The organism is Hymenobacter mucosus, from assembly GCF_900188255.1.
GTDB classification, from domain to species: Bacteria; Bacteroidota; Bacteroidia; order Cytophagales; family Hymenobacteraceae; genus Hymenobacter; species Hymenobacter mucosus.
The window spans coordinates 331,350-345,789 of the sequence record NZ_FZNS01000001.1 but is presented as its reverse complement, the minus strand read 5'-3'; the positions used below and the strand labels follow the sequence as shown (position 1 = coordinate 345,789).

Annotated in this window: 10 protein-coding genes; 5 read left to right on the top strand and 5 right to left on the bottom strand. The window is 56.2% G+C overall.

Going from position 1 to position 14,440, the window contains the following annotated elements; translation table 11 throughout:
• Position 1: 1 nt before the first annotated feature.
• From CHB83_RS01490 to CHB83_RS01470, 5 genes are all read right to left on the bottom strand, one after another.
• Positions 2-3,481, bottom strand: a complete 3,480-nt coding sequence (locus tag CHB83_RS01490) for a methylmalonyl-CoA mutase family protein (protein WP_089331428.1) — start codon at positions 3,479-3,481, stop codon at positions 2-4.
• Positions 3,482-3,864: 383 nt separating this feature from the next.
• Positions 3,865-4,713 (bottom strand): carboxypeptidase-like regulatory domain-containing protein, encoded by an 849-nt coding sequence (locus CHB83_RS01485; protein WP_089331427.1) that lies wholly within the window; start codon positions 4,711-4,713, stop codon positions 3,865-3,867.
• 157 nt (positions 4,714-4,870) lie between these two features.
• Positions 4,871-5,224 (bottom strand): hypothetical protein, encoded by a 354-nt coding sequence (locus tag CHB83_RS01480; protein ID WP_045688580.1) that lies wholly within the window; start codon positions 5,222-5,224, stop codon positions 4,871-4,873.
• Between the two features lie 129 nt (positions 5,225-5,353).
• The gene (locus CHB83_RS01475; protein WP_089331426.1) at positions 5,354-6,304 is read right to left on the bottom strand and encodes a carboxypeptidase-like regulatory domain-containing protein; all 951 of its coding nucleotides are present in this window, start codon (positions 6,302-6,304) and stop codon (positions 5,354-5,356) included.
• A 153-nt stretch (positions 6,305-6,457) separates the two neighbouring features.
• A complete protein-coding gene (locus tag CHB83_RS01470) occupies positions 6,458-8,305 on the bottom strand; it encodes a glycoside hydrolase family 15 protein (protein WP_089331425.1) in 1,848 nt (615 codons plus the stop codon).
• 240 nt (positions 8,306-8,545) lie between these two features.
• On the opposite strand from CHB83_RS01470, the gene lepA reads away from it, so the two are divergent.
• From lepA to CHB83_RS01445, 5 genes are all read left to right on the top strand, one after another.
• On the top strand, positions 8,546-10,333 hold the full coding sequence (gene lepA / locus CHB83_RS01465) for a translation elongation factor 4 (RefSeq protein ID WP_045688583.1): 1,788 nt from the start codon (positions 8,546-8,548) through the stop codon (positions 10,331-10,333).
• Positions 10,334-10,442: 109 nt separating this feature from the next.
• Positions 10,443-10,631 carry a hypothetical protein gene (locus CHB83_RS01460; protein ID WP_045688584.1) on the top strand — a complete coding sequence of 63 codons (189 nt, stop codon included), beginning with the start codon at positions 10,443-10,445 and terminating at the stop codon, positions 10,629-10,631.
• A gap of 12 nt (positions 10,632-10,643) precedes the next feature.
• Entirely contained in the window at positions 10,644-11,558 is a 915-nt protein-coding gene (locus tag CHB83_RS01455; protein WP_089331424.1) for a bifunctional 5,10-methylenetetrahydrofolate dehydrogenase/5,10-methenyltetrahydrofolate cyclohydrolase, read from the top strand.
• Between the two features lie 216 nt (positions 11,559-11,774).
• A complete protein-coding gene (locus tag CHB83_RS01450; protein ID WP_245855249.1) occupies positions 11,775-12,425 on the top strand; it encodes a 7-carboxy-7-deazaguanine synthase QueE in 651 nt (216 codons plus the stop codon).
• Between the two features lie 22 nt (positions 12,426-12,447).
• Positions 12,448-14,397 (top strand): OmpA family protein, encoded by a 1,950-nt coding sequence (locus tag CHB83_RS01445; RefSeq protein ID WP_089331423.1) that lies wholly within the window; start codon positions 12,448-12,450, stop codon positions 14,395-14,397.
• Positions 14,398-14,440: the final 43 nt, after the last annotated feature.

Sequence of the window (14,440 nt, the reverse complement as noted above, 5' to 3'; positions counted from 1 at the left end):
CTTACATATTCCGCCGGTACTGACCACCTACCTCAAACAGGGCGTTCGTCACCTGGCCTAGGGAACAGAATTTCACGGTTTCCATCAGCTCCTCGAAGAGGTTGCCGTTGGCTACTGCCACTTGCTGCAATTGCTTCAGGCGCTGCTCGGTGGTGCCTTGGTTGCGGGCGTGTAGGTTCTGGAGCATCGTGATTTGATACTGCTTTTCCTCCTCTGTGGCGCGAATTACCTCGGCCGGGATGACTGTGGGTGAGCCTTTCGAGGAGAGGAAGGTGTTCACGCCGATGATGGGATACTCGCCCGTGTGCTTGAGCATCTCATAGTGCATGCTTTCCTCCTGAATCTTGCCGCGCTGGTACATGGTTTCCATGGCGCCCAGCACGCCGCCGCGCTCCGTAATCCGGTCGAACTCGGCCAGTACAGCTTCCTCTACCAGATCGGTGAGCTCCTCAATGATGAAGGAGCCCTGCAGTGGGTTTTCATTCTTAGCCAGGCCTAGCTCGCGGTTGATGATGAGCTGGATGGCCATGGCCCGGCGCACCGATTCCTCGGTGGGGGTGGTAATGGCCTCATCGTAGGCGTTGGTGTGCAGGGAGTTGCAGTTATCGTAGATGGCGTAGAGGGCCTGCAGCGTGGTGCGGATATCGTTGAAGTCGATTTCCTGGGCGTGCAGGCTCCGGCCGCTGGTCTGGATGTGGTACTTCAACATCTGCGAGCGGGCGTTGGCGCCGTACTTCAGCTTCATGGCCTTAGCCCAGATGCGACGCGCCACGCGACCAATTACGGCGTACTCAGGGTCGATGCCGTTGGAGAAGAAGAACGACAGGTTAGGGGCGAAGTCGTTCACGTCCATGCCCCGGCTCACGTAGTACTCCACGAAGGTGAAGCCGTTGCTGAGGGTGAGGGCCAGCTGGGTAATGGGGTTGGCGCCGGCCTCGGCAATGTGGTAGCCGGAAATCGACACCGAGTAGAAGTTGCGAACCTTTTCCTTGATGAAGTACTCCTGCACGTCGCCCATGAGGCGCAGGGCAAACTCCGTGGAGAAGATGCAGGTGTTCTGGGCCTGGTCTTCCTTCAGAATGTCGGCCTGCACGGTGCCGCGCACCTGGCTGAGCGTGCGCGCCTTGATGGTGGCGTACACGTCGGCAGGCAGCACCTGGTCGCCGGTCACGCCGAGCAGCATGAGGCCTAGGCCATCGTTGCCGGCGGGCAGCTCGCCCTGGTAGTGGGGGCGAGCCAGGCCTTTCTCCTGATAGATCTGGTTGATCTTAGCGTCAACCTCTGCCTCTAGGCCATTCTCCTTAATATACAGCTCGCACTGCTGGTCGATGGCCGCGTTCATGAAGAAAGCCGCCAGCGTAGCCGCCGGACCGTTGATGGTCATAGACACCGAGGTGCTGGGGTTAGCCAGGTTGAAGCCCGAATACAGCTTCTTGGCATCGTCGAGGCAAGCGATGCTCACGCCGGCATTACCGATTTTGCCGTAGATGTCGGGCCGCAGGTCGGGGTCTTCGCCGTAGAGCGTCACCGAGTCGAAGGCCGTACTCAGGCGCTTAGCCGGCAGGCCCGCCGATACGTAGTGGAAGCGGCGGTTGGTGCGCTCGGGGCCACCTTCGCCCGCAAACATGCGGGTAGGGTCTTCGCCCTCACGCTTGAAGGGAAACACGCCAGCAGTATAGGGGAACTCGCCCGGTACGTTCTCCTGCAGTTGCCAGCGCAGCAAGTCACCCCACGCGGTGTAGCGCGGCAGGCTGACCTTCGGAATCTGCTGGTTGGATAGGCTGGTGGTGTGGGTCTGGATGCGGATTTCCTTATCGCGCACCTTGAACACAAACTCCGGGGCTTTGTAGGCGGCTACCTTTTGCGGCCAGGTCTCCAGGAGTTTCCAGTTCTGTCCGTCCAGCCGAAGCTTGATCTCATCGAAGGTGCTCTCCAGGCCGGTGATGAGGTTTGCTGAGCTGGGGGCGTTGCTGTCGTTCCCGGCGCCAGGTCCTCCAGCGGTGGTGTTTCCGGGGAGGCTTTGGACGGCTCCGATGGCTTGCCGGATTCCGTAGAGTTGCTGAGCAGTGTCAGCTTGTTTTTGAACCCACTGATCATATTGGCGGTTGGTTTCGGCTATTTCAGAAAGATAACGTGTGCGGTGAGGTGGAATAATATAAATCTTTTCCGAGTCCTCTTTGCTGGTTTCAAGTTGAGAGGCAAAGGGCACCCCCGTCTTAGCTTCTACGGTACCCAGCACGGCGCGGTAGAGGCGGTTCATGCCGGGGTCGTTGAACTGGGAAGCAATGGTGCCGAACACCGGCATCTCATCTAGGGGCTTGTCCCAGAGTTGGTGGTTGCGCTGGAATTGCTTGCGCACGTCGCGCAGAGCGTCGAGGGCGCCGCGCTTGTCGAACTTGTTAAGGGCAATGACGTCGGCAAAATCGAGCATGTCGATTTTCTCCAGCTGGGTGGCGGCGCCGTACTCGGGCGTCATCACGTACAGGCTGGCGTCGGAGTGCTCGATGATTTCGGTGTCCGACTGGCCGATGCCCGAGGTTTCGAGGATAATCAGGTCGAAGTCGGCGGCGCGCACCACGTCCACGGCATCCTGCACATACTTGCTCAGGGCCAGGTTGCTCTGGCGCGTGGCCAGGCTGCGCATGTACACCCGCGGCGAGTTGATGGCGTTCATCCGAATTCGGTCGCCGAGCAGAGCCCCGCCGGTTTTGCGCTTGCTGGGGTCTACGGAAATAATAGCAATGGTCTTCTCCGGGAAATCATGCAGGAAGCGGCGCACCAGCTCATCTACTAAACTCGACTTACCCGCCCCACCCGTACCGGTGATACCGAGGATGGGCGCTTTCTTGGCTGCGGCCGGAGTAGGATCGATACGCTGGTCGTTGCCCGCTTCCGACTTCTGAAAATCGGCAATCAGCTGGCCTTTTACGCGCTCAAACTCCTGGGGGAAGTTCTCGGCGGCGGAAATCAGGCGGCCAATGCTACGGGCGTCTTTCTCCTTCACGTGGCCGGCCTCGCCGTTGAGGTTCTGGCCGGTGGGGAAGTCTGACTTTTGGAGCAGGTCGTTGATCATGCCCTGCAGGCCCATGGCGCGGCCGTGGTCGGGGGAGTAGATGCGGGTGATGCCGTAAGCCTCGAGCTCCTCAATCTCGGAAGGCAGAATTACGCCGCCGCCGCCGCCGAAGATCTTCACGTGGCCGGCGTCGCGCTCCTTCAGCAGGTCAAACATGTACTTGAAGTACTCGTTGTGGCCGCCCTGGTAGGAAGTAATGGCAATGGCCTGGGCATCTTCCTGAATGGCGCAGTCCACGATTTCCTGCACCGAGCGGTTGTGACCCAGGTGAATTACCTCGGCGCCGCTGCTCTGAATAATGCGGCGCATAATATTAATGGCGGCGTCGTGCCCATCAAACAGGGCCGCCGCCGTTACGATACGAACGTGGTTCTGGGGCTTATACGGAGCTACGGGAGCTGCTTGCATAGCGAGGTCGGAATTGGGTGGAATTTGGGGTAACGAAGGTACGAAAAAAGCCCCGGCGGGGGAGGCGGGGGCTTTTTGGAAATAGTCCTACTAATCCATTTCTACTTTCAAGCTTCATTTATCGACACCTAACTAATGGAGGAAATTTTAGGTGCAGTAATCGTTAAAAGCTTTTTCGCCTTGTTAGGCGGATCGGTCCGCTGGGTATTTTTTCGGAGTTCCTTAGGGCCTCACGAAACGCTCGTATTCTGATTATCTAGAAGATGCCTTTAGCAATGTATCTATTACTCTTACCCTAGTAGTTCTATTGGGACTTATGGTAAGTTCGCGGTAAGCTATTGCAGTTCTAACCACCCTGTTAAATAGATAAGTAGCAATAAAAACTACTCCGTCATCACGGTGAAGTAGAGGCTGGGCTGCATGGGGTGGAGGGTCCAGGCGGCTTCGCTGTTCTCCCGTTCTACTACCACCTGCTTGGCTTGGCGGGTGACGGGGATAGAGAAGTACTTGTCCCACGGGTCCGTCTTCTCACTTTGCAGCCATTGAATGGTAGCCACCACCGGCTGAGCATCTAGCTGAATTTCGTAGGGCCGCAAGTCTACTGTAAGCCAGCCGCGCTGCTTGTTGGTGCAGATTAGCTGAACGTCTTTCGAGAGTAGCGCACGGCCAGGCTTGCCCTGCTCTAGGGTATACAGATTCAGGCGGAAGCGGAGTTGCTCGTAGTTGTTGGTGGCGAGGAAGACATGAAACTCCTCTAGGTAGGTATGATGCGTGGGCCGCAGCACGGTGCCAAATTCCCAGCCCCACTCATCATCCACGGTTTCTTTGCCGCTAGAACCGCCCATCCAGAGAACATCGGCCTTTTCCTTATTACGACCTAACAAACCAGGGTGAACCCGGCGGTGCTCTACCACTACATCGCGTAATGCTTGTTCTTGGGGAGCCAGCCGAAACTCGCGCTGACCAGCGGCCAGCGCTGCCGGCACTACTACGTGCCGGGTGAAGCCTACGCACGAAACAACGAGGGTATCGCGCAAGTCGGGTAGGCGTAGGAGGTAGTGGCCGTGCTCATCGGCTACGGTGCCCAGCCCCCGGCCCGGTACCCCCAGCGTGGCGAAAGGCACTGGTGCGCCGGTTTGAGCGTGTACAACTCGGCCTTCAATGATGGTTTGGGCCCTCACGCTGGTAGCTAGCAGCCACAGCAGCAGGAAAACAAGAACACTACGAAACATTAGATGAATAAAGGCAGCACGACCCTCTAGCTAAAATCGGCGCAATATAGGCGCCGTATGGGCGGGAGCGGAGAGAATGTAGGCGGGAATAAAAAAACAGCTGAGCCACCATGTAAGTGACTCAGCTGTTTTTCGGGGTAGCGAAAAGAGCACTAAGCTATTTTGCGGCTTGCTTCTCTAAAGCCTGTAGGAGGTCATCGGCAGCTTTTTCAATATCAGCATAGCCTTGCTGCGCGGCGCGCTCCTTGGCCGCAATAAGGCCATCGCGATGCACCGTTTTGAAGTCGCCGTAGGGGAAGTGGTAGCGACCTTTGGTGTCTTCGCCCTTGCTTTCGTCAAGGCCGAGGTGCCATTGGCCATACTCAGCTACTTCGTGCTTTTCCAGAAACTTGTTTTCCTGGCTGGAGTCGGGGTTGTGCTGGCCCCAATGGCCTTCATCGTTTTTGAGTTTGCCCTCCTGAATAAGCTGCTTAGCAAACTTGACGGCTTCGGGATTCAGTTTCATGCTCATGAGGGGAGAAGTTGGGTGAACGGAAAGGGTAGGGCGGATAGTCCGCTTCCCGTATGGGTACGCGCCCACTATGCTTTCCGTTAAGGTTGAGCTGTAGCTCGCTAAGGTGTCAGAGGAAGGTTATGCTATCTAGTCTTGGTATGACTGCACGCTAAGATTCATGCTGGGACTAACTGGATATAGCTGCCACTGTGCCTGACTTTTGTCGCGAACGTAGGCGCGGTGGAATGGGTCGGGGAAGGCGGCAGGTACGCTCAGGTGCTTACCCTTCGTCATGGGCTCGTCGTTATCAAGCCATTGTAGGGCTAAGGCAATTTTTTGATCCTTTTTCAGGTGCAGGTTGTATGGCCGCAAATCAACCTTAACCCAGCCAGTGTGCTGGTCACCGAGTACAAACTGCATATCCTGGTTGGTAAGCGGGGTGGTGGGGCGGTTCTCCTCCACGGCATAGAGCATCACCCGAAAGCGCACGAATCGGAAGTTATTGAGCTCTACGTACAGCGAAAAAGCATCCACGAAACAATTGTCGGAAGGGGTAAGGAAAGTGCCGACTTCCCACCCGCGTTTGTCCTTGGGCAAGCTGTCTTTGGGGGCCCAGTTGCCCCAGTGCGCCATACCACCCGTGCCTTCCCGGCCCAGCACCTGCGGCCGGAGCTTGCCGTGGCGGACGGCTACTTCCGTAAGCTGGGTGGCTTGCGGAGTAAGAAGGATAGCCGGGTGTTGCCTCAGTTCCGCTGCAAGCCGCTTTTGAGCCATGAACCCCACGCACGATATTATTACAGTATCAGTAGGCAAAGCCTGCTCCAAGGGCTGTAACCGAAACAGTCCGACCTCATTGGCTACCGTGCCTAAAGGCTTGCCTTTCACCCCCACGGAGGCATACGGAACCGGCTCACGAGTGTCGGCTCGGATAATGGTGCCCTGCGTAATCCCCTGCCCAAGAACTGGAGTAGGATAGCCAAGCCAACTCAGCAACACAAGTAAAATACTACCTAATAGAAGTACACCAGGAAATAGGGTAGTGGTAGAAGCCTTGTGGCTCTGTGTAAGTGGATAGGGATGGTAATAAGCAGGTGCCATAGCTCAAGCAGGTGTTGGATTGCTAGCAAGAGCAAGCCGCATGGGCAGGAGTTGCATGACTGACCCGGTAAGACCGCATTAAAAGCACGACTCCCCGCTGACAAACTATGCCAGCGGGGAGTCGTGGACCTGCCTGCTACTACTTCACAGAGGCTACACAAATTGGTGGCCGCCGTGTTGTCCGTTGTGCCGGGCATCTAGGTCGCGGTTGAGCTGAAAGGCGGCGCTGATAAGTGCTAGGTGAGTAAAGGCCTGGGGGTAATTGCCAATCTGCTCGCCTTGGGGGCCAATCTGCTCGGAGTAGAGGCCTAAAGGGCTAGCAAAGCCTAATAGCTTCTCAAACAGCAGGCGCGCCTTGTCTAGCTCGCCGCCCCGCGAAAGGTTTTCGATGTACCAAAACGAGCACATAGTGAAGGTGCCCTCTTCGCCGGCCAAGCCGTCGGTAGCACCGCCCTTGGCATGGTAGCGGAACATCAGGGAGTCAAGTACCAATTCCTGCTCAATGGTGCGCATGGTGGCTTGCCAGCGCGGTTCGGCGGGGCTGAACATACGAATCAAGGGTAGTAGTAGGACGGTAGCGTCGAGCACGTGCCCACCTTTGTACTGCACAAAGGCCTGCTTCTTCTCGCTCCAATAGTGGGTGTACACTTCCTCGTAAATTTCGTCGCGGGTGCGGAGCCATTCCACCAGCGGCGCTGGAAACGACCGGTCGCGGGCAATGCGAATGGCGCGGTCGAGGGCAACCCAGCACATCATCTTGCCCGATAGGAACTGCCGCTCCTCGTCCCGAACTTCCCAGATGCCATGGTCGGGCCGTTGCCAGTTTTGCGTCACAAAGTCTACAAGGCGGCATACGTGTTGCCAGAAATCGTAGGTAATGGCCCCACCATACTTATTATAGAGGTAGATGGTATCGAGCAGTTCCCCGTAAATATCGAGCTGAAACTGTTGGGCGGCCCCATTGCCAATGCGCACAGGGCGGGAGCCACGGTAGCCCTCTAGGTGTGTAAGCTCTTTCTCGGGTAGGTCGGAAGTGCCATCTACGGCGTACATTAGCTGCAAGTCCTCGGCCCGCTCCAGGCCTTCAAGCCGCTCCATAATCCAGCGCAGGAACGACTTCGATTCTTCGGTGAAGCCCAGGCGCAGAAAGGCGTACATAGTAAAGGCCGCATCCCGAATCCAGGTGTAGCGGTAGTCCCAATTGCGGTTGCCGCCTACGCATTCGGGCAGGCTGAAGGTGGCGGCTGCCACCGTAGAGCCGTGCTGCAGGGAAGTCAGCAGCTTAAGGGTAATGGCAGAGCGCAAAACCGTTTCGCGCCAGCGCCCCGTGTACGTGCTGCTTTCCACCCATTCCCGCCAGAAGCTCAGCGTGTCGTGGAAGGCGGCTTGGGTATAGTGGGCTAGGTCTCGGGCAATGAAGGTGGGGTCCTCAATGGGGGTAGCCTCAATCACAAAGCCTGCCGTGTCGCCGGCCTGTAGCGTCCAGCTGCCAGCAGCATCGTCCTGCTCCGCGGCAAAGGGCTGGTTGCCCAGCAGTCGGAACTGAAAACCATCGGGGCCCGTGCTACGAAACAACAGGCTTCCGTCGTCCTGAGCCTGCACTTCGTGGGCGGTGCGCGCGTAGTCGAAGCGGGGGGCGCACCGCATTTGGAATTCCATAGTACCCTTCACTACCCGCAGTATTCGAACCACGGCGCAGTTCTGCTCGTGGCGCTTCACGGGCATGAAGTCCGTTAGCTCGGCAATACCATCATCGGTGAAGAAGCGGGTAAGTAGGATGCCGGTATCGGGGAGGTAGAGCTGCTTGCTGCGGACGGCCTCGCCCACGGGCTGCAGAAGCCAGGAACCGCCTTTTTCTACATCTAGCAGTGCGGCAAAAATGGTGGGCGAATCAAAGCGCGTAAAGGGCAGATAGTCCAGGGAGCCAGCCTTCGAAACCAGGGCTACTGTGTGCAGGTTACCAATAAGGCCATAGTCTTCTAGGGGGGTAGCTTGGGTCATACAGGATAGGTGTTTGTCGTGCTTAACGCAGAATAGTCCATGCCTGCCGAGTTCGGGGGCAAAAACGCCAAAAAATAGAACGGTTTAGGGTAGTACTAAAGGCTGTCTCAGCTGGCCAGCGCCCGCACGTTGTTGCATTCTGAGCTTGCCAGGGCCAGTGCCTTGCACGAGGAGCCTCCAAGCACTTTAGCTTTTCCGGGCCTAATCTGCTACCTTCGCGGTTGGAAAAAACCGCCTCTAGTGAAGAACATTCGCAATTTCTGCATCATTGCTCATATCGACCACGGCAAAAGCACCCTGGCCGACCGCCTGCTGGAATTCACCCAGACTGTGGCTAAGCGCGATATGCAAGCCCAGCTGCTCGACAACATGGACTTGGAGCGGGAGCGGGGCATTACTATCAAGAGCCACGCCATCCAGATGCAGTATCAGTACAAAGGTGAGCAGTACACGCTCAACCTGATTGATACGCCTGGCCACGTCGATTTTAGTTACGAAGTATCCCGTTCCATTGCCGCCTGCGAAGGCGCTCTGCTGATTGTGGATTCTTCCCAGGGCATTGAAGCCCAAACCATCTCGAACCTTTACCTGGCTATTGGCTCCGATTTGACCATCATCCCGGTTCTCAATAAGATCGATCTGCCGCACTCCATGCCGGAGGAGGTATCCGATGAAATTGTGGACTTGATTGGCTGCGACCGGGACGAAATCATTCACGCCTCGGGTAAGGCAGGTATCGGTATTGAAGATATTCTGAACGCCATCTGTGAGCGTATTCCGGCCCCCCAAGGAGACCCGGAGGCTCCGCTACAGGCGCTTATCTTCGACTCGGTGTTCAACTCGTACCGGGGTATTGAGGTGCTGTTCCGCATCAAAAATGGCACCATGCGCAAGGGCGACAAGCTCCGTTTCATGGCCACTGGTAAGGAATACGGCGCCGACGAAATCGGTATTCTGGGCCTCAACCAGGAGCCCCGCCCCGAAATGCGCGCTGGCAACGTAGGCTACCTTATCTCAGGCATCAAAGAAGCCCGGGAGGTAAAAGTAGGCGACACCATTACGCACGTTACGAATCCGACTAAGGAAGCCATTCAGGGCTTTGCCGACGTAAAGCCCATGGTATTTGCGGGTATCTACCCCGTTGATACCACCGAGTATGAGGAATTGCGCTCGTGCATGGAAAAGCTTCAGCTCAACGACGCCTCCTTGGTTTGGGAGCCCGAAACGTCGGTGGCGCTGGGCTTCGGCTTCCGGTGCGGCTTCCTGGGCATGCTGCACATGGAAATTGTGCAGGAGCGCCTGGAGCGCGAGTTCAATATGACGGTGATTACCACCGTGCCTTCGGTACAGTTCCACGCCACTGGCACCAAAGATCAGCTGCTGACCATCAACGCCCCGTCGGAAATGCCGGAGCCGAACATGATCAAACTGATTGAGGAGCCGTACATCAAGGCGCAGATTATCACCGCTTCTGACTATGTGGGGCCCATCATCACCCTGTGCATGGAGAAGCGTGGCATCATTAAGGGCCAAAGCTACCTGACTTCTGAGCGGGTAGAAATGAGCTTCGAACTGCCACTGTCAGAAATCGTGTTCGACTTCTTCGACAAGCTCAAGACCATTTCCCGCGGGTATGCTTCCCTCGACTACGAGCTGATCGGCTTCCGGGAGTCTGACATGGTGAAGCTCGACATCATGCTCAACGGGGAGAAAGTAGATGCCCTGTCGGCCATTGTGCACCGTTCCAAGAGCTACGAGTGGGGCAAGCGCCTCTGCGAAAAACTACGGGAACTGTTGCCACGTCAGCAATTTGAAATTGCCATCCAGGCTAGCATAGGGCAGAAGATTGTAGCCCGTGAAACGGTGAAGGCCCTACGCAAAAACGTAATTGCCAAATGCTACGGCGGCGACATTTCGCGGAAGCGGAAGCTGCTGGAGAAGCAAAAAGAAGGTAAAAAGCGGATGCGCCAAGTGGGCTCCGTAGAAATTCCTCAAGAGGCCTTCCTGGCTGTCCTGAAAATCGATTAATGAAAAAAACGCGCCCCATTGAGGCGCGTTTTTTTTTGCGTCTGCTTTACCTGTTTTTTCACCTCATACACTTCTTGACACGGCGTGGTATGACTTATACACCCAACACATGTCTGACAACCTCACCAAGAACTGTACGAGTCAAGAGCAGTTAGAAAAGATCCGTAAAGGGCAGGAACGTAAGTTCCGCTGGCGCGATGATTGGCCTGCTATGGAAGCTACGCTGGTAGCCAACGGCAACGCCGCCATTCGTGAGTACAACCGCACGCATCAAGTTGATAGCATTCTTCCAGAATAACCCTAACTCCGCATGAACACCGCTTCTGAGCAGACTACCACCTACCAACTCATCGATGGCAAGAAAACAGCCGAAGACATCAAAATCGAAATTGCCGCTGAAGTAGAGAAGCTCAAAACCAGTGGCCAGAAAGTGCCACACTTGGCCGCCATCTTGGTAGGCCATGACGGCGGCTCTGAAACGTATGTGCGCAACAAGGTGCTGGCCTGTGAGCGGGTAGGATACGGTAGCACACTGCTGCGCTATGAAGATACTATCACGGAAGCCGAACTGCTGGCTAAGGTTGAAGAGCTGAACCAGGACCCCGAAATTGATGGCTTTATCGTGCAGCTTCCCTTACCCCGCCACATCGACCCCGAAAAGGTGATTGAGGCTATTCGGCCCGAGAAGGATGTGGACGGTTTCCATCCCATGAACATTGGTCGCATGGTGACGGGGTTGCCCGCCTTGCTCCCCGCTACCCCTTCGGGTATTGTGGAGCTTTTAAAGCGCTATCAGATTAAGACCAGCGGCAAGCACTGCGTGGTTATCGGTCGATCCAACATTGTGGGCACACCCGTTAGCATCTTGCTGGCTAAGAACTTAGAGCCTGGCAACTGCACGGTTACTTTATGTCATTCGCGTACTGCAAACCTGGCCGAAATCACGCGTCAGGCTGACATCGTGGTAGCGGCGCTTGGCCGACCAGAATTCGTGACAGGCGACATGGTGAAGCCAGGCGCAGTAGTAATTGACGTGGGTACTACGCGGGTAGAAGATGCCAGCCGTAAGTCTGGTTTCGTGCTGAAGGGCGACGTAAACTTTGCGGAGGTGGCACCGCTAGCCTCCTACATTACGCCTGTACCCGGCGGCGTTGGTCCCATGACCATTGCCATGTTGCTGCTAAATACCTTGCGGGCAGCTAAGGGGGAGGTCTATCCGAAGTAAGAAACGGACGGGATATGCTAGTGGAAAACGATGAGGTAGCTCAGCAGAGCGAGTTCAAGCGCCACTTCGCCCGTCAAAATCCAATATATACCGTCTCAGCCTTTTAGAAGTCGGAACGGTGTACTACTTTTAAAGTCGGACTGTTGGAAAGGGCAGGGCGCGCAGGCGTTCTGTCTCTCATCCAGCGGCCCGACTTACTTTTAGAATACCAGAGTTTTGCTGCACGAACTTCCCGTTACGTCGGCTGCCCCGACCAGTGGGGCCCCGGCGCTTGCCCTGCCCCTCATGGAGCAGTTTTACACCATTCAAGGCGAAGGCTACAACACTGGCCGCGCCGCCTACTTTGTGCGCCTTGGCGGCTGCGATGTTGGTTGCGTGTGGTGCGATGTGAAAGAGTCGTGGGACGTTGACGCTCATCCCCGAGTAGCTGTTGCTGATATTGTGACCATGGCTACGGCTCATGCCGGGCGCAATGTGGTGATTACCGGGGGCGAGCCCCTCATGCACAACCTTAGGCCGCTCACAACTGCCCTTCAAACGGCCGGCTGCCAAACCTGGATTGAAACGAGCGGTGCCTACCCGCTGAGTGGTCAGTGGGATTGGATTTGCGTTTCGCCCAAGAAATTTAAGGCGCCGCTGCCCGAAGTGCTGGCTGCGGCGCACGAGTTAAAGATCATCATCTTCAACAAGTCTGACTTTGCTTGGGCCGAGCAACATGCCGCCCAGGTGAGTCCAACGTGTCGACTTTACTTGCAGCCCGAGTGGAGCAAGGCTCCCCAGATGATGCCCCTGATTGTGGACTATGTGAAGGAGAATCCTAAGTGGCAAGTATCGCTGCAAACGCACAAATTTCTCGACATCCCGTAGCCTATATCTCGCCCCACCCCATATGCGTCTTTTGTTGCCCGCTTCGTTAGTCGTGCTGTTATCGTGCGGTATGCTGTTGCCCTTGGCCGCTCCCGCTCAGACCAAACCCATAACTACCAACACCAAAGCCCGCAACTTGTGGGAAAAGGCGCAGGCCCAAGCCAAGGACCGGGATTTTACCAAGGCTATTGAAACGCTCACCCAACTTAACCAGAAGTTTCCGTCGCTGGGGGAGCCTTATCTGCTGAAAGGCTCCTTGCTGAAAGCCATGGGCGACAATCGTCCGGCGTTTGAGGCCTACCGTATGGGGATCAGCAAAATACCCCTAGACCCTACCCGTGCTAGCGACTACTACGCATTGGGTGAGCTAGCTATGAGCTTCGGAGAGTACGCTACCGCCGCCGATAGCTACCGAAAGTACCTTAAGACGGCCCCTAAGAGCAACCGCAATGGCCCGCGTGTGCAACGGCAACTGCTCAACTGTGAGTTTGCTCAGAAAGCAATGGCGGCGCCCACCGGACCTCAGCCAGAGCGCCTGGGTGAGCCGCTGAACACCTTCCGGTTTCAGTATTTTCCCGCCCTCACTGCGGATAGTCGTTTCCTGTTGTTCACGGGGCGCCCAGCAGCCGATAGTGGGGAGGACTTGTTTATCAGCCGATTTGCCAAGGAGGGCACAATTGGAGCGCCAGTTCCTATCTCACCAGCCATCAATACGCCCTACAATGAAGGAGCCGGCACCATCGCCGGCGACGGCAAGACGCTGGTATTTGCTTCCTGCGACCGGCCCAACTCCGTTGGTAACTGCGACCTATACATCTCGCGGCGCACGGGCAACTCCTGGAGCAAGCCGCAAAACCTGGGTCGCAATGTAAACTCCCCGGAGTGGGATTCTCAGCCGACGCTGTCCGCCGACGGGCGTACCCTGTACTTCACCAGTACTCGCCGGGGCGGGCGAGGCCAGGAGGATATTTACGTTACTACTCTTGGGGCCGATGGCAACTGGAGCCCCGCCCGCAACTTGGGCGAGCCGGTAAATACCTCGGGTAAGGATATGGCTCCTTTCATTCACGCTAGCGGAACTACCCTCTACTACGTCACCGATGGTCTAGTAGGCATGGGCGGGCTAGATGTGTACCGATGTGAGCAGCAGGCAGCAAACAAGTGGAGTATTCCCCAAAACTTGGGCTATCCGCTCAATACCTTCGAAAATGAAGCCTCTTTATTTATCAGCTCCGACAATCGGCGGGGCTTTTGCTCCCGCTCCCGGGCGGCCGAAGCGGGCGTCAAGCAAGAACGAGACCGTCCTGTAGAGCTATTCAGCTTCGAAGTACCCCAGGCTGTACGGGCACGAGAAACCAGCACCTACACCCAAGGGCGGGTGTTCGATGCCATCACCAAAAAGCCTATTGCTGCTGATGTGCAGCTCTACGACCTCAATACAGATGAGCTGGTACAATACGTTGCCTCGGATAGTGAGAACGGCGAGTATACCGTAGTCTTGAATGAAGGACGGCAGTACGCCATGTACGCGGCTGCAAATAAGTACCTCATGAAAAGCCTGAGCTTTGACTACAGTGATAAGCGTGCCTTCGACCCACTTACCCTAGACATTTACTTGGAACCCGTACGGTCAGGTCGTAGCATTGTACTTAACAACTTGTTTTTCGACACCAACCAGTTTGAGCTTAAGCCCAAGTCCCGAACCGAACTCAACCGGCTGATTGCCTTCATGAAGCAGTACCCGGATGTGCAGGTAGAAATCTCGGGCCATACCGATGATGTCGGGTCGGATGAGGACAACTTGACCTTGTCTCAGAACCGGGCAAAAGCAGTGTACAGCTACTTGGTAGGACAAGGCGTAAAAGCCCCACGCTTGCGCTTTCGCGGCTATGGCGAAACCAAACCGCTCAATCCGAACGACTCAGATCAGCACCGTCAGCAGAACAGACGAATAGAGTTTCGCATTCTTTAGCATCAAACCCGCTTTGTCCGCTATAAAAGCCTTGTCTACTGCT